The sequence below is a fragment of the Gaetbulibacter sp. PBL-D1 genome (genome assembly GCF_050509525.1).
In the GTDB taxonomy this organism is placed as follows: Bacteria; Bacteroidota; Bacteroidia; order Flavobacteriales; family Flavobacteriaceae; genus Gaetbulibacter_B; species Gaetbulibacter_B jejuensis.
Genome location: NZ_JBNWKB010000008.1, coordinates 1 through 16703 on the forward strand (window position 1 = coordinate 1; position 16703 = coordinate 16703).

The 16703-nt window shown below is 34.6% G+C and carries 15 protein-coding genes and 1 pseudogene; 4 read left to right on the plus strand and 12 right to left on the minus strand.

The window, feature by feature from the left end; translation table 11 throughout:
* The first annotated feature begins 51 nt into the window (after positions 1 to 51).
* Complete coding sequence (locus ACQ0RB_RS08050) at positions 52 to 357, plus strand: GIY-YIG nuclease family protein (RefSeq protein WP_129760718.1); 306 nt, start codon at positions 52 to 54, stop codon at positions 355 to 357.
* 274 nt (positions 358 to 631) lie between these two features.
* On the opposite strand, the gene ACQ0RB_RS08055 is transcribed toward ACQ0RB_RS08050, so the two are convergent.
* The 3 genes from ACQ0RB_RS08055 to ACQ0RB_RS08065 form a co-directional block, all read right to left on the minus strand.
* Positions 632 to 916 (minus strand): helix-turn-helix domain-containing protein, encoded by a 285-nt coding sequence (locus ACQ0RB_RS08055; RefSeq protein WP_430497696.1) that lies wholly within the window; start codon positions 914 to 916, stop codon positions 632 to 634.
* Between the two features lie 152 nt (positions 917 to 1068).
* Positions 1069 to 1848, minus strand: a complete 780-nt coding sequence (locus ACQ0RB_RS08060; protein WP_430497698.1) for a S1/P1 nuclease — start codon at positions 1846 to 1848, stop codon at positions 1069 to 1071.
* A gap of 72 nt (positions 1849 to 1920) precedes the next feature.
* Positions 1921 to 3132: a multidrug effflux MFS transporter gene (locus tag ACQ0RB_RS08065; protein ID WP_430497700.1), complete on the minus strand. Its 1212-nt coding sequence runs from the start codon at positions 3130 to 3132 to the stop codon at positions 1921 to 1923.
* A 273-nt stretch (positions 3133 to 3405) separates the two neighbouring features.
* Between ACQ0RB_RS08065 and ACQ0RB_RS08070 the strand changes: the two genes are divergently transcribed.
* The 3 genes from ACQ0RB_RS08070 to ACQ0RB_RS08080 all read left to right on the plus strand — a co-directional run bounded on the left by ACQ0RB_RS08070 (position 3406) and on the right by ACQ0RB_RS08080 (position 7599).
* On the plus strand, positions 3406 to 4266 hold the full coding sequence (locus ACQ0RB_RS08070; RefSeq protein ID WP_430497702.1) for a hypothetical protein: 861 nt from the start codon (positions 3406 to 3408) through the stop codon (positions 4264 to 4266).
* The gene (locus tag ACQ0RB_RS08075; RefSeq protein ID WP_430497704.1) at positions 4241 to 4924 is read left to right on the plus strand and encodes a helix-turn-helix transcriptional regulator; all 684 of its coding nucleotides are present in this window, start codon (positions 4241 to 4243) and stop codon (positions 4922 to 4924) included. The genes ACQ0RB_RS08070 and ACQ0RB_RS08075 overlap by 26 nt, the downstream gene beginning before the upstream one ends.
* Positions 4925 to 5040: 116 nt before the next feature.
* Positions 5041 to 7599: a T9SS type A sorting domain-containing protein gene (locus ACQ0RB_RS08080; protein WP_430497706.1), complete on the plus strand. Its 2559-nt coding sequence runs from the start codon at positions 5041 to 5043 to the stop codon at positions 7597 to 7599.
* Between the two features lie 56 nt (positions 7600 to 7655).
* Here the strand turns inward: ACQ0RB_RS08080 and ACQ0RB_RS08085 are convergent.
* From ACQ0RB_RS08085 to ACQ0RB_RS08125, 9 genes and pseudogenes are all read right to left on the minus strand, one after another.
* A pseudogene (locus tag ACQ0RB_RS08085) lies at positions 7656 to 8215 on the minus strand (DUF1579 domain-containing protein).
* 42 nt (positions 8216 to 8257) lie between these two features.
* Complete coding sequence (locus tag ACQ0RB_RS08090) at positions 8258 to 9799, minus strand: acyl-CoA carboxylase subunit beta (RefSeq protein ID WP_335975167.1); 1542 nt, start codon at positions 9797 to 9799, stop codon at positions 8258 to 8260.
* A gap of 274 nt (positions 9800 to 10073) precedes the next feature.
* Positions 10074 to 10376, minus strand: coding sequence for a GIY-YIG nuclease family protein (locus ACQ0RB_RS08095; RefSeq protein WP_191860097.1), 303 nt, complete (start codon positions 10374 to 10376; stop codon positions 10074 to 10076).
* 268 nt (positions 10377 to 10644) lie between these two features.
* A complete protein-coding gene (gene accC / locus ACQ0RB_RS08100) occupies positions 10645 to 12114 on the minus strand; it encodes an acetyl-CoA carboxylase biotin carboxylase subunit (protein ID WP_430497962.1) in 1470 nt (489 codons plus the stop codon).
* 142 nt (positions 12115 to 12256) lie between these two features.
* Positions 12257 to 12739, minus strand: a complete 483-nt coding sequence (locus ACQ0RB_RS08105; RefSeq protein WP_430497709.1) for a biotin/lipoyl-containing protein — start codon at positions 12737 to 12739, stop codon at positions 12257 to 12259.
* A 75-nt stretch (positions 12740 to 12814) separates the two neighbouring features.
* Positions 12815 to 13477, minus strand: coding sequence for a 3'-5' exonuclease (locus ACQ0RB_RS08110; RefSeq protein ID WP_430497711.1), 663 nt, complete (start codon positions 13475 to 13477; stop codon positions 12815 to 12817).
* Positions 13477 to 15396, minus strand: coding sequence for a DUF294 nucleotidyltransferase-like domain-containing protein (locus ACQ0RB_RS08115; RefSeq protein WP_129760727.1), 1920 nt, complete (start codon positions 15394 to 15396; stop codon positions 13477 to 13479). The genes ACQ0RB_RS08110 and ACQ0RB_RS08115 overlap by 1 nt, the downstream gene beginning before the upstream one ends.
* Before the next feature lie 36 nt (positions 15397 to 15432).
* Positions 15433 to 16110, minus strand: a complete 678-nt coding sequence (locus ACQ0RB_RS08120) for a PrsW family intramembrane metalloprotease (RefSeq protein ID WP_430497712.1) — start codon at positions 16108 to 16110, stop codon at positions 15433 to 15435.
* A 21-nt stretch (positions 16111 to 16131) separates the two neighbouring features.
* On the minus strand, positions 16132 to 16689 hold the full coding sequence (locus ACQ0RB_RS08125; RefSeq protein WP_430497714.1) for an NUDIX hydrolase: 558 nt from the start codon (positions 16687 to 16689) through the stop codon (positions 16132 to 16134).
* Positions 16690 to 16703: the final 14 nt, after the last annotated feature.

Consider the following 16703-nt stretch of genomic DNA (forward strand, 5'->3'; position numbering starts at 1 on the left):
TCTCAAAAATGAGTATATTGGTATTAATAACTAATATGTTATCAATGTCTTATGAAACCAGGCTTTATTTACATACTCACCAATTATAATAATACAACATTATATGTAGGTGTTACTTCAAATTTGATATTACGTGTGCAACAGCACAAAGCACAAAGTGATCCTAAGGCATTTACCACGCGTTATCGTATAAATAAACTAGTATACTATGAAGCGTTTCAAATGATTGGTGATGCCATAGGAAGAGAAAAACAATTGAAAGCAGGGAGTAGAGCGAAAAAAGAAGCGTTGATACAAGGTATGAATCCCGCTTGGGAAGATTTGTATGAAAAAGTTTTGTTAGAGTATGAAGGATAGATTGCCACAGCCTAAAGGCTTCGCAATGACACCATCACAAACGTCACTGCGAGAAGCATAGCGACGTGGCAGTCTCATCCTTTTTGTCACTGCGAGTATAACGAAGCAGTCTTTTTTAAACATAAAGATTGCTTCACTTTAGCCTGTCTTGAGCGACAGCCTAAAGGTTCGCAATGACACTTGTGTTTTTATAATGACAAAAGACATAAAGAGTTATCACTATTCACTTTAAAAATGCTATTAATTTTTTATTCAGGAGTGTAAACAGTATCAGTTATTCTTTAATTGACCCATTTACATTTTGCAATGCCATGTTCATTAAAATCTTATTGACTAAGGTTTTAGGATACACCACAGTGCCACCAAGTTTTAAAGCAGGTATAATGTTCTTCATACGTAAACGGTAAATACTGCTTCGGCTTAGCTTAAAGTGGTACATCATATCTGCTGTGGTGTACCATTCTTCTTCATTGGCTATAGCTAAATCCAGTATTAGTCCGTTAGGTGTGTTAGGTAAATTTTGGGGAGACTGGGTTACGTTTTTAGCTTGTTTTTTCATAACGTAAAAAATGAATTTAATACAAATAAAGTAAAGCATTAAAACACAATGTTTTAACCTGCGTGTATTGAAAATATAAACAAAGTAATGTTGATAACTACCTGTTAATGAGTTGGTAATGAAATTATTGTAATTACTTTAAGAGTATTGCGCTACAACACACTATTCAACACTTCTGCAAGTCGAATACCTGCTTTTTGTAGTTGTGTTCTAGCAACGTGCAAATAGGCATAAGAGTATTTGTGTCTTAAGTTTTCTCCTTGTTCTACATTGGCATATACTTCTCGTGTAAGAATATGGGTTTCATTGACCCAATCAATAACTGTACCTTGTTGTATGGCTTTTACTTCGGCTTTGGTAAGGTAATTGGCATTAGCGGCAAGTTCGGTATAACTCATGCCATAGTCGTCAATCATTTTAGTATCCCATACCGAATGCAGGTTGGTGTCTTTATAAAACCACTGTAATTTAAAATCGTTGCCACCTCTATCTTCGGCTAAACCAATATGCATAGGTTGGTGTAAATCGCCAATAAGATGCACAAGCATACGTAAGTAAAACGCTTTATCCTCAGGTGTAGCATCAGGGTTTTGCAATACGGCTTTACAGTGAGCAATACCAGAAACCAAGTCGCCATCAGGATGTTGTTTAGAGGCATCATAATCGGCATCTAGTGGCATGTTTATATAGTGCCAAGTGTAAAACTGGCTGAAACGATCATCGGCTTTAATTTCATCAGGATAGGTCGATACAAAAGCTAAAGACTCATGATTAAGCAGTTTTTTAATCATACGTTTAGACCTAGCTGTTAAATAGTTATCAGCTATGGCTCCAACAGTACGATGACCTGTTTTTCCCCATTTCACATTGGCATTGGTAGGAACTAACAAGACGAGGCACAGGCTTAACAGCAATAGGTGTTTTGGTTTCATAACGTATAACTTAAAATGATGTAGTAAAGATAACTGTATTTATTAAAACAGAAGACCAACAACCGATAAAGATTAAGCTGTTGCTAAGGTCTTTTTTTGTGCGTTACGCAACCATGCAAACACTAGTACTGATAATATTCCAAATACCGAAAACCCTATAAATAGTGGTAATGCAGAAGTGGTGACAAAACTTCCTATATAGTTGGCAATAGGAACAGCCATAACGGTAGATACAAAACCATTAATTGCCGACCCAATACCAGCAATATGTCCTAAAGGTTCCATAGCTAGAGAGCGTAAGTTTCCAAAAAGAAAACCAACAGCAAAAAACTGCAGAATAAAAAAGGTAATCAAAACATGCACACTAGGGTTAACACCTGTGTGAAACAAGACTACATATAGCAATGAGATAATAGTGTACGCAATACCAGCAGTATAAGCAATATTAAACGACCCAAACCTAATAACCAATTGGCTATTGCTAAAGGTTGCAAACCCAACCGAAAAGGCAGTACTCGCAAAAATATAAGGAAACATATCCCCAAGATCATACTGCACCTGAAAGATTTGTTGAGATGTGCTTAAATACACCATAAACGAACCTGTAATAAAACCAGACACTAGAGTAAAGGCAATAGCATCTTTATATTTAAAAAACTCTTTAGTACCACTTATAAATATAGAAGGCTTAAACGGAATACGTTTTTTAGGCGAAATGGTTTCTGGTTGTCGTTTCCAAAACCAAAGCACAATGATTAAACCTATAATTAAGTTGGCATTAAAAATAGATTGCCAATTGAAAAAGTCGAGGAGGAGCTGTCCAAAAGTTGGCGCTACAATAGGCACCAAAATAAAGAACATTACAATTATGGAAAGTACCTTAGCCATAAAGTCACCACTGTAAGTATCGCGTGTCATAGCGACAGCAATGGTTCTAGGAGAGGACAGACCCACACCTTGAAGCACACGAGCTATAAGCATAACCGTAAAATCATTGGTGGTTACACAAATGATACTTGCTATAACAAACACAGCAAACCCAAAGTACACCATGGGCTTTCTACCAAAACTATCCGATAGTGGACCAAATACTAGTTGTCCAAACCCAATACCTAAAAAAATCATGGTAATTAAATACTGATTTTGATGAGGGTCGCTTACACCCAAAGCATCACCTATTTGCGGTAAAGCAGGTAATAAAGCATCTATGGAAAGGGCTACAATAGACATCAAAGATGCCATAAGTGCTATAAACTCAATTTTGAAAGCTGGTTTTTTTCGCATGCTACAAAAGTACCTTGTTTTACTGTATTGAATTGAATGTAAAGTCTTAAAGCTATCTTAAAAAAAGAAAAACTCCTTAATCGATAAATAAGGAGCTCTTTTTTTGTGAAATTGTTAAAATAAATATGCTAAAAGTGTATTTACGTCTTAGTAATTGTTATTAAAAAAACCTCTGTGTTAAATTTTAAAACTAATAGCTATATTTATTCCATATTTTAAAGTGAATAAATGACTAATTATTACAAAAGTATATTGTGTGTTTTATGTTGCTGTATGGTTTCATTTGGACAAAATAAAAATAGTCAAGATGTTTTTAGGTATATCGATTCTGCCGATATCTATTACTCCATTAAGCCTAAACTGGCGCAGCAGTATTTAGATTCTATACCAGAGCCAGTAACTACGTCTATAGCTGGTAGACTTGCAGAGTATTACCAATTAAAAGCACTTATAAATGATAGACTTAATGAAGGAGCAAAAGAGTTTCAAAACTTTATGTTGGCTTTAAAATATGCTGAGCAAGAACAAAAGTATGATATTGCAGGCATGAGTAGTATTGAACTGTTTTACAATATATTTATTATTAATGATGGTAAAGCCGATGTGAAATATCTTGAGAAAGCTAAAGCTTTTTATACCCTCGACAATAATTATAATGGCTTAATAGAAATTAAGCAAATGTACGCTTTCATTGAGATGTATAATCACAATTTTAAAAAAAGTAATGAATTAACGTTACAGCATCTTGAAGAGTATAAAAACATAACAGATGATGGTTATTACTATATGTATGCACTGTTTATGCTGTCATCTAATTACACACACTTGTATAATATTGATAAAGCACATAAATACCTTTACCATTTAGAGCGTATAAAAAACGATACAACTATTTCTCCACCATTACACGATGCTCATTTGGTGACTATTTATACTTGTCTTGCTGATCAACATTTAAAACAAAAAGAAATAGACTCTTCATTTATATATTTAAATAAAGCTAAACCTTTACGTAATTATATGAGTGATGCTGATTTGGAAAACTATTACACTGTTTTTTTAAATTATTATGATTCTAAAACAGATTTAAAAAACAAAAAAAAAATATGTGGATTCTTTACAATTATTTCATGAAAATGAGTTAGTAGAAAATATTGATGCAAGCTTAGAAATAAACACAGCATTACTAGATTCAGAAAGGCAGTTACGTCTTGAGACTAAGAAAAAATATGTTAACAGATACTATATTTTAGGGCTTGTAATAGTGTTATTAGGTTTAATCAGTTTAGTAGTTGTAAAGTATAATACTTTTAAGAAAAGAATTAATAAATTTATAAAAAAAGATAGCGAATATGCCTATTTACAGTCTAACCATGAAAAACTAAAAGTAAAAGTTAAAGGTTTAGAAGGTTATATAGAAGATATAAAACATAATATAAAGCAAATAGCTGCTATAAGCGATGTAAACGACCAAAAAAATGAAATAAAACAAATGTACAAGAGCATACATTTAAACTCATCAACATTGCTTAATAAAAGTGAAAATCATTTAGAACTTATTAATGAGCTTAACGTTGCTTTTTTTAATAAGATGAGTTCTAAACATCCTAAATTGACTTCTTCAGATTTAATTATCTGTTACTACATACATACTGGATTTAAAAACAAAGAAATTTCGGTCTTTTTAAATACTACAGAACGGTCTATTGAAAGTAAACGCTATCGTATAGGAAAAAAACTACAACTTAAAGATAAAGGCGTTTCATTATTAGACTATCTTACACAATTGTAAATGTTTTAAAAAAGCCAGTAAAATTGTGTGGTGCGTAGTAGGTGAGTACCTATAAAATCAATTTTAAATACAGGGTTTTTGATATTTGTGCAACTATTAATCAAACAATATCAAAAATGAAAAAATGCTACTTTTTTCTACTGTGTTTTTTTACTACAGTAGTATTTTCGCAAACTACAAATTACAAAAATGCTCCTAATAAAAAGGGAAGTAATTACTTTGAAATTGTCAATACTGTAAGACAAGAATTAGAACCACTAAAAAACAGTACTTCAAAAACCGATATTAAAAAAATTAAACAATTTGAACGTTGGGCATATTACTGGAAAGATAGAGTAGATGCAAACGGTAATTTTCCAAATGAACTTTTGGGATATTACAATGCAGGTATTATTGATAGAAATGGAGTAATACAACCTTCTGTAGGACAAATGTCTAGAAGTACTCAAAGTTCTCAATCGTGGGTTAATGTTGGTCCTCAAGGAGTGCCAGATGCTAATGGTTACTCTAATTATCCACAAATGGGTAGGCTCACTAATTTTTTAAGATTTCAAAAAGTACCTGAAACCGAAAATGTACTCTTTGTAAGTGCGCCTAATGGAGGAGTTTGGAAATCTATAGATAACGGTATCACTTGGGAACCTAAGTTAGATTTTATAGCAGGAATTGGAGTGACTGATATTAAAAGTAGTTCTACTGATGCTAATGCACCAGGAACTATATATGTGTCTACAGGCGATTATGATGCTGACCATATAAAATCCATAGGAGTATTAAAATCTACTGATTTTGGAGAAACATTTCAATCAACAGGATTAACATTTAGTTTGTCTCAACAAGAGACAACGTCTAATTTAATAGTAATAAATGATAACACTGTAATCGTAGGAACTAATCAATATATAAAGAAAACAACAGATGGAGGTGCAACATGGACCAACGTTTATACGCATGTTTATAATGATGCCCAAATAGGAAAGTTTCACAGAAATGGAGCAAATATAATGTGTGCTGATAGTTGGGGAGGATTACTGTTTTCATCTAACTATGGTAACACATGGTCAATAATAAAACCTGTAGGTATAAACTATGAAAGACATGCTGTGACATCAGATTTAGCAACAGGTATATTTTATGTTCAAAACAAAGCAGGACAAATATCAACTTACAATCCTGCAGCATCAGTTCCTGCTTTAACCGATTTAGGAAATCCAACAACAAATTATAACCCTCAAGGAGCATACAATCAAGCTTTGGTCGTAAAAGATGGTTTAATAATTAGTGGAAGCGTAGATGCTATAAACTCTGATAATAATGGAGGCGTGTGGTATACTACTCTTAATAATGCATGGGAAGACAATAGTTCGGCAGGATCTTATGGACATGCAGATATACATGAAATGGGGTATTTAGACAATGGGTATTCATTTTGGGCATGTAATGATGGAGGATTAATTTACTTTAATTATCCAACAGTTTCGGAAGAAAAACCAGGTGTTGAGTACATGTCAGATGGTGTATTAATTACACAATTATATTCGGTAGCTATTTCTCCTCAAAGTGAAGATCATAAAATAATAGGAAACCAAGATAATGACGGTTATAGTTTGGAGATGAAAGACGGTACTTTAAAGTGGGTGTCTGCCTTAGCAGGTGATGGAACTTGTACTGCTATTGACTATACTAACCCTTCTATTAGATATTTAGGTGGACAAAATGGCTCTCTCATTAGAACAGATTCTGGTTTTGCCAATAATTATGCTGGTGATGTTGATATTACAACACCTTCTGGAGCGCCATTTGTGTGGACAATGAAAATGAATTCAACAGTATCCACAACTTTATATGGTGGTTTTGGTGAAATATATAAATCTACAAACAAAGGAGATACATGGACTAACCTAAACTCTGGAGCTGGACAAATAGAGTTTATTGAAACCTTTGGTAATAGCTTATTTGTTATTGGTGAGAATGGAGGAAGAAAATCATTAAATGATGGAGTGTCTTGGTCAGCTATAGTAGAACCATCTGTATCTGCTGATATGAATTCAGTAACTTTTAATCAATCTAACCCCAATATTGTTTATGCTACAATTAAAGGGTATGTAGATGGTTCTAAGGTTTTCAAATCAACAGATGGAGGATTGACTTGGGCAAACATATCTTCTGGTTTACCTAATATTTTGGCAAAGCAAGTTGTTTTGAAGCAAAATCAAAGTGAAGAAATTTTGTTTTTAGGTACAGAGTTAGGTGTTTATTACAAAACAGGAGTCAATGATTGGCAACCATTAGGTCAAGGTTTACCAAATGTTATCATAAACGATATTGAAATAAACTATACAGTTGATAAATTAATTGCAGGAACGTACGGAAGAGGTCTTTGGGAGATAAGTATTAATAATAATACATTAGGTATTGATGAAACATCACCAATAGATGGTAATGCTCCAAAGTTATATCCTAATCCTGTAACAGATGGGTTGCTATATATTAATATACCAACTGAGTTTGATTATGATTATGTTATTTATAACGTAGTAGGAGGCTTAGTGAAAAAAGGAAAACTAAGTTCTGGAGATAACCTAATTAAAGTAAATGATATTGCATCAGGAATTTATGTTGTAAGAATGACTAGTGGTAATTATGTGTCAACACAAAAAGTTGTTATTAAGTAAGTAACAATTAGTTATGAGGGAAGAAAAGGAGTCTTATGAAGACTCCTTTTTTATTGTTACTTTTTTGTGTAAACTATTTCCATGCTTTTCATTTCTTGGTCTCCCATAACGATAAACATTTCAAATTTGTGAGAGGTTTCAGATAATACAGTAAACACTTCTTTGACTTGCATGTCTTGTCCGTTTGCAGGATCTAGCATACTGCCTTCAAGGGTTAAGGTGTTGGTTTTTTCATCCAACTGTCCTTTCATGAGCATGATACTGCTTCCAAAATTATCAATCCAAGTGGAATAAATTCTTTTTTAGCATTATCATAGCCTGTAATGCTTTCTCCCATAAAAGGCATTCCCATCATTTCACCATTATGCGATGAACGTTGGTACAGTCCATTCATGATCATTTCATTAGTGGTAGTTGCTTTAGATTCTGAAGGTGGTTGCGAAGGATCCATCCACATTTTTACAGTAGCGTTCCATTCACCATTCATAGCAGCTAACCATTTATGGTATTTGCCAGGAGTCATGTTGTCCTGCCATGCTTTCATTTCTTCTGGAGTCTGCGCAAACCCTGTTACGCAAGACACCAATAGTGTTAGTGATATCAGTAATTTTTTCATAATAGTATGATTAAAAGTTGATTATCATAAAGATACTAAAAATTACAACGGAATGTTACCATGTTTACGTTTTGGCGTGTCTACATGTTTGTCCTCAAGCATCGCAAAGGCTTTTATCAATTTACGTCGTGTATCTTTTGGTAAAATCACTTCATCAATAAAACCACGTTCGGTAGCACTGTAAGGATTAGCAAATTTTTCAGCATATTCAGCTTCTTTCTCTTTCCATTTGGCTTCAGGGTCATCAGCGTCTTTTATCTCTTTTCTAAAGATAATTTCCGCAGCACCTTTGGCACCCATTACAGCAATTTCAGCACTAGGCCATGCAAAGTTCATATCAGAACCAATGTGTTTAGAGTTCATCACGTCATAAGCACCACCATAAGCTTTTCGGGTGATAACCGTTATTCTTGGTACAGTGGCTTCGCTAAAAGCATACAATAATTTAGCACCATGAACAATAATACCATTCCATTCTTGGTCAGTTCCAGGTAAGAAACCAGGAACATCTTCTAGCGTTAACAATGGAATATTGAATGCGTCACAAAAACGTACAAATCGCGCTGCTTTTTTAGAACTGTTGACATCTAATACACCTGCTAGAAACATAGGTTGATTGGCAACAATACCAATAGATTTTCCGCCTAATCTCGCAAAACCAACAATAATGTTTTCGGCATGGTCTTTATGAATCTCGTAAAATGAATCTTCGTCAATAATACCAGAAATAACCTCGTGCATATCATAAGGCTTGTTGGCATTATCAGGAACAATGTCAGATAATTGTTCTCTCAATTCATCACCTAATTCAAACGGTAAGGCTTTTGGCTTTTCTTGGTTGTTTTGAGGTAAGTAACTCAATAGTTTTTTGACGTCTTCCAAACATTCCACATCATTTGTTGACGTTTTATGAGCCACGCCAGATTTTGATGCGTGTGTAGATGCACCACCAAGTTCTTCAGAAGTTACAGTTTCATTCGTCACAGTTTTAACCACATTTGGTCCAGTTACAAACATATAACTGGTGTTTTCAACCATAAGGGTAAAATCGGTCATGGCAGGGGAATAAACAGCACCACCAGCACAAGGTCCCATTATGGCAGATAACTGCGGAATAACACCTGATGCTTGTACATTTCTGTAAAAAATATCGGCATAACCACCAAGCGAGCGCACACCTTCTTGAATACGTGCACCACCAGAATCATTCAATCCAATTAATGGCGCACCAACTTTAACAGCAAGGTCCATAATTTTACAAATCTTTTCGGCGTGAGTTTCAGAAAGCGAACCACCAAATACGGTGAAGTCTTGCGCAAAAATGTACACCAAGCGACCATCAATAGTACCATAACCTGTTACAACGCCATCGCCATAAAATTGCTGTTTGTCCATACCAAAGTCCTTGGTACGATGCGTCACTAAAGCACCAATTTCTTCAAACGAGCCTTCATCTAATACATATTGCACGCGTTCGCGAGCCGTTAGTTTCTTGTTGGCATGTTGTTTTTCTATACGTTTTTCGCCACCACCTAAATAGGCTTGGGCTAATTTTTCGTTTAAGTCTTTTATTTTGTCTTGCATAGCATGTATGTTTTTGTTTTGTCATCCTGCGCTACGACGCAGGATCCACTACGTTGATTTTTCTAGGATTCCGCATCAAGTGCGGAATGACGAGTAATTGTTCTGATTTTATCTCGTTGTACTTGTATCATTTTCTTTGTCATCCTGCGCTACGACGCAGGATCCACTGCTTTCGTTTTATGGATTCCGCATCGCAGTGCGGAATGACAGTATTGCTATTCTTGTCATCCTGAACCTTGTGCTGAACTTGATTCAGTATTGATTCAGGATCTATTTAATATATCCAATCTTCTGCTAAATCATTCCAGTTTTTATTTTCAGCTTCAATTAGGTCAATCTTCCATTGTCTATTCCAATTTTTTAATTGCTTTTCTCTTTTTATTGCATCATTTACATATTGAAATTGTTCAAAGTACACTAATTTGTCTAATCCATAATTTTTAGTAAAACCTTCTATAAGTTTTGCTTTGTGCTCAAATACTCTTCGTTCTAAATCATTTGTCATACCAATGTAAAGTGTTCCGTTCTTTTTATTTGTTAATATGTAAACATAAAATTGGTAATAATTTCCTTTCATTTTTGAAATATTTACATTGACACTTTTTTATTTAAACATTTCGATTTGTAAATGGATTCCGCATCGTAGTGCGGAATGACAGAGTTACTGTTTTAAATTTCTTTCGATGCACTTTACCATTCTCTTTGTCATCCTGCGCTACGACGCAGGATCCACTGCGTTTATTTTATGGATTCCGCATCAAGTGCGGAATGACAGTATTGTTGTTCTTTGTCATCCTGCGCTACGCTTGTGCTCAACTCGATTGGGTGACGCAGGATCCACTTTGTCAATTTCTCTTGGATTCCGCATCAAGTGCGGAATGACAAGTTCGTAATACCTTTTGGTCTTCCAGATACTGTTTTACAGCAATAAGTGCTGCAATGTTTGCTTCAGTTTCTTGTTTGGCTTTAATAGCTTCTGGAGAGTAATGTTTTTTAACAAAATGAGTGTCAAAATCACCTGAACGGAAAGCATCGTGTTCACAAACAAACGTTCCAAATGGAAGAGTGGTTTGAATACCTTCAATTTGATAGTTTTCTATCGCTTTTATCATAAGTTGAATAGCCTCATCACGCGTCGTTCCGTAAGTGATTAATTTAGAAAGCATAGGGTCGTAATAAATAGGAATATCCATACCTTGCTCAAAACCGTTATCTACACGAATGTTTTCACCAACTGGCAATTGATACACATCTAAATGACCAACACTTGGTAAGAAATCATTTAGCGGATCTTCAGCATAAACACGTAGTTCCAAAGCATGACCATGAATGCTTAAATCGGCTTGTTTTATGGCTAAAACTTCACCACGAGCCACACGAATTTGTTGTTCAACCAAATCGGTTTTTGTGATTAATTCGGTAACAGGATGTTCTACTTGCAAACGCGTATTCATTTCCAAGAAGTAGAAGTTGTGGTTTTCATCTAACAAAAACTCAACTGTTCCAGCACCAATATAATCGCAGGCTTTTGCCACTTTTACAGCAGCTTCACCCATTTTAGCACGTAACTCTGGAGTTAGTACAGATGATGGCGCTTCTTCAACCACTTTTTGATGACGACGTTGAATACTACATTCGCGCTCAAATAAATGAATGATGTTGCCATGTGTATCTGCCATCACCTGAATTTCAATATGACGAGGCGATGCTACATATTTCTCAATAAATACCGAACCATCACCAAAGGCGTTAACGGCTTCACTAATGGCACGATCCATTTGTGATTCAAAATCGGCTTCTTTTTCAACAATACGCATGCCTTTTCCGCCGCCACCAGCAGAGGCTTTTATTAAGATAGGAAACCCAATGCCTGTGGCAATGTTTTTGGCTTCAGCAATATCTGTAATAGCTTCGTCGGTTCCTGGAACCATAGGAATGTTATAAGCTTTAACAGCGTCTTTGGCTGCTAGCTTGCTTCCCATAATTTTTATGGCTTTGCTTTTTGGCCCTATAAAGGTAATGTTGTTGGCTTCGCATAATTCGGCAAAGTCAGCATTTTCAGAAAGGAATCCATAACCAGGATGAATGGCATCTACGTTAAGGTCTTTAGCGACTTGTATAATTTTATCACCTAATAAGTACGATTGATTAGAAGGTGCTTCACCAATTAAAACAGCTTCATCAGCATACTTTACATGTGGCGCATGTCTATCTATAGTGGAATAAACGGCAACCGTTTTTATACCCATTTTTTTTGCAGTTCGCATGACACGAATGGCAATTTCGCCTCGGTTTGCTACTAATATTTTTTTAATATTCATGTTTTAGATGTTCTTTTTAGATAATAGAAGATAGAATAGAGAGCAGAGAATAGAGAGCAGAGAATAGAGAATAAAGACGTATATATTTGATCTCTATTTTATCATTTCTTTTATCTCTTTTCTCACCTCTTGAGTTCTACTCAAATTCTATTAATAGTTGGTTTTTGTCAACAGCATCGCCTTTTGCTACAGAAATGGTTTTTATAACACCATCACGAGGAGATGTTAATACGTTTTCCATCTTCATAGCTTCAAGGATAAGCAATGTGTCATTTTCTTTAACTTCTTGACCTTGTGATATGCTAATATCTAGGATAAGCCCTGGCATTGGCGCTTTTATATCGTTTACATGTTTAGAAGCACCTACTTCAAATCCCATGTCTTTAATAAGTTGATCTAAATAATCAGCAATTGCAACATTATATACTGTGTTGTTTACTTTCACAGCATAGGTTTTGTTATTGAAATCTTTTTTTATGATTTCAGCATTAAAAGATTGATTATTTTTTAGAATGTGAAATGTATTTGCTTTTGTAGGAACGACATCAAGGTTTTGGATGTTTTCGTTTGAAATTTCAAAATGATCTGTATTGTTTACAGATGCTTTAAATGTTTTCATGAAATGATGTTTTAGAGCTGTAAAGATACGTAAACTAAAACGTTTGAGAAAAGCTACTAGTTTTTTAACGAAAGCTTATAGTTTGAACATTTTTTTTAGAGTTAACCCTTTGTTATTCTTTAATATTGTTGTTGTTTTTAAGAATATAATGGCAGTGAGAAGTGCATCTCCAGCAGCTGTATGTCTATCAGAAACATCAAGCACATAATTTTCTGCAATTTCGTCAAGGGTGTATTTATCTTGTTTAATAAGGTTAGATTTAATGCGTGTCGCGCGATATAAATTTACAGTATCTAAAACCCTGTTTTTAAGTTTGGGTAAGTTATGACGCAGAAGCATTTTGTTAATCATAGTGATGTCAAATCGTGCATGATGCGCCACTAAAATGCTATTGCCAATATAATTTAAGAACAGCTTTAAGGCATCTTCTTCGGTTGTGGTTTCTATACGTTCATTTTTTATGATTCCGTGAATCTCTACGGTGTTTTCATTAAAATGTTCTTGTTTAATATATACTTCAAAGGCGTTGGCAACATTGATTTCATTATTAAAAACATCAACAGCACCAATGCATAGTACACGGTCTTTTTCATAATCAAAACCCGTAGTTTCAGTATCAAGAACAACAAAGCGTGTATTGTGCAATTCACTGCGTTTAGTGGTAGCAAACAAAGCCTCATAGTCTAACCAATACTTTGGATATTCAGGTGTTGGTTTTTTATTAAAAAAAGATAACATTATACTAGAGTACTTAGGTTAAACCTTATTTTAATAAACTCTTGCAGTGTTGCTATGGTTTTAAAACAACGCTTTAGTTTCATCTTTTCTTCTTTGGTTAAGACTTCAAGAGCTATAAATCTTCCATTGTCGTTATTTAGAAGTCCGTGTTTGGTTCTAAACTTAAGGATAGCCTTAAACGCATAAGAAGACGATAAGTAAAGTTCCTTGTTTTCAGGAAACAGTTCAGCAAGTTTTTCAAATCGCTCAGCAGTATTGTTGATGTTTTTGATTTGATACGTTAGTGTTAGCAAACGACCAGCATCAATTAAAGGCATAAGTGCACGTTTTTTTAAATCGAAAAAGTCTTTATGCTTACCATCACTTTCAACAAGAAACTGTCTAAAGAAACCAAGTGGTGACGCACTTCTTAAAGCATTTACACCCAATTTGCTTAAAAACACCGAATTGGTTTTGGTTATACTTAATACATGGTCTGACAAGGCATTGGTGAGTGATGCTTCGCCATAACTAATATCAAAGTCAAAGAAAATAGAAGAGAGTAGGATTTCATCATTTCCTGTATTGGAGGTCCAGTTACTGAATTGTGCTTTCCATTCATCAAGACTTAAACACCACTTAGGGTTTTTAGCCATCATATCTGCATTACAAAACTCAAAACCTATAGTGTTTAAACGCTTGTTGACCTTTTTTGCCAGTTTTAAAAAATAGTCTCTAACGGTTTCAAGTTCTTCTTTTGGGACATTTTCAAACACAATAGCATTGTCCTGATCGGTTTGTAAAAGCTGTTCCTTACGTCCTTGACTGCCAAGAGACATCCACGCAAACTTAACAGGAGGCTCTTCTTTCATTTTCTCAAGGCATCGTTCAATAATTCGCTTTATTGTGGCATCATTTAATTCAAAAATAATCTTGCTTGTATGTGTCAATGGAATATTTTGTAGGATATAGCCTTTTAGTAAAATGGCTATTTTTTCTCGTACACGTTTAAGGTCTTTGGTGCTGTTAGTACGTTTAATCGCTTTCATTAACACAGAAGGGTTATTTCCCTTCATAAGCGTCATATCATGCTCAGAGACTAAACCAATGAGTTTAGAGTTTGGTGTGCCATCTTCGGTAATACACAAATGCCCAATTTTATGTTTCATCATGGTAATTTGTGCTTGAGCAATGGTTAAGTTTTTAGGATAACAAAGCACAGGAGCACTCATTACATTTTTAACAGGCTCTTTAATGGTATGTAAGCCAGTAGCAACTTTATTTCTAAGGTCTTTATCGGTAACAATACCCAAGGGCAAACCATTGTCTTCAATAATTATTGAGCCAATGTTTTTGGAGCTCATTAGTTTTGCAATGGTTTTAATTTTTGAAGTAGGCTTAGCAGTAACAATTTTTTTAATGTAGCTTACTGGTTGTAGCTCAAATAAGTTATCGGTTGGGTTTAAGACAATTTCGGTATCCGAAAAAAAGCGCAGTTGATGTTCTTTAGAAAAAGGGTTTTCGGTATTGGAAGCAAAACTCTCCAAAAGGTATTTACCTACCTCTTTGTTTTTTTCGGCCATAGGTTTAAAGACCTCAATAGGAATACTGTATAATATACATTCTTCTTCGGTTATGGAGGTAATGGCATAGTTTTCTTGTGCGAAAAGCGGACGAAGTCCAAACACATCGCCTTCGTCAAACTTATCAATCACTTCAGACGTGTTGTTAATAGTCTTTTTTAGCGACACAGCACCTTTGTGAATAATATAAAAATGCTGGTGTAATGTGTCGTTTTGGTTGTAGATTACTTGACCTTTGTCGAGATACTTAATAGTAACCTGAACAGCAATCTCCAACAACTGATTTTTTTTAAGCAAATCAAAAGGAGGGAAGCGTTTAAGGAAATCGGCAATACGTTCGGCTATAGTGTTCTTCATACTGCTAAGTTAAGCACCAAACCTGTATTTGCATAATTAATCTAGTTTAAAATGCGAATCGTTTTGATGGCGTTTTATCGCTTTTTTAGCTAGGAATAATCCAACAGCTAGCGAGACAAAAGCACCTAACCAAATACCAGGAATAAAGTCGATAAACAAAAAGAAATCGTAAGCACCATGGAATAGGGTTGCCAATGCAAGACCTATAAGATTTAGTTTTATTCTGTTATTAGAAAACTTTGCTTTACCCATAAAATAGCCCATTAATACACCAAAGGTAGCATGTGCAGGAACTGCAGTAAAGGCTCTTAAAAATGCAATTTTATAACCACCTTCAAACACATACATAATGTTTTCGGTAGCTGCAAAACCCATTGAAACTACCACAGTATATACAATGCCATCAAAAGGCTCGTTAAAGTCTTTTTTAGGCTGAGCAAAATAGCGTACAATGACATATTTGCTAAACTCTTCAACTAATCCAACAATAAAAAAAGCTTTGATGAATTGGTCAAAAACACTTGTGTTAAAAGGTATTGGAATAACACTATCTGTTACAAGGTAAAGAAAAGTTGTAATCGCTATACTTCCAATACCACCAAACAAAAAGCAATATAAGATTAACCGTTTGGGCTCTTTTTCATATTTATCTTTAAAATAAATATAAAGGATAATCATTATAACAGGAGCTATCGCAAGGAGGAGTAGATTCATAGTTGAAAATTAAGTAAAATATTAAAACCTGCTACAGTTTTTTTGGATAGCATTAAAAATAGTAGTGTAATAGGCTCTATTGCTAGCTACAAAATGGTTGTTGGTTTCACTGTTATTCAATAAGGACTGAAATGTAGAAAAGCTAACAAGTTTTAAGGCTTCAACCTCATTTAGTTGAGGCTTTAACTCTTCTATAGGAACTTCAAGTTTAGTTATAAAAGTATGATGAAACTCGTTATCAATAATGCCATTGTCATAACTTTGAAAACATTCAAACACACCAATCTTTTTAAGGTCTTGTTCTAAAATAGCTAAACCTATTTCTTCTTTGGTTTCTCTAACTGCTGCCTGTGTAATGCTTTCTCCTGCATCAATATGACCAGCAACGGAAACATCCCATAGTAACGGACAAATGGTTTTTGAAGCTGCTCGTTGCGCTAGTAGAATGTCTCCATTTTTAGTGTAAAACCAAACATGAGCAGTATTATGATAAAACCCTTTTGTATGGATTACAGATTTTAAAGCGGTTTCTCCTGTTGGGTTACCAGAGGCATCAACAATGTCGATTAATTCATCCATTTAAATAAGCGTTG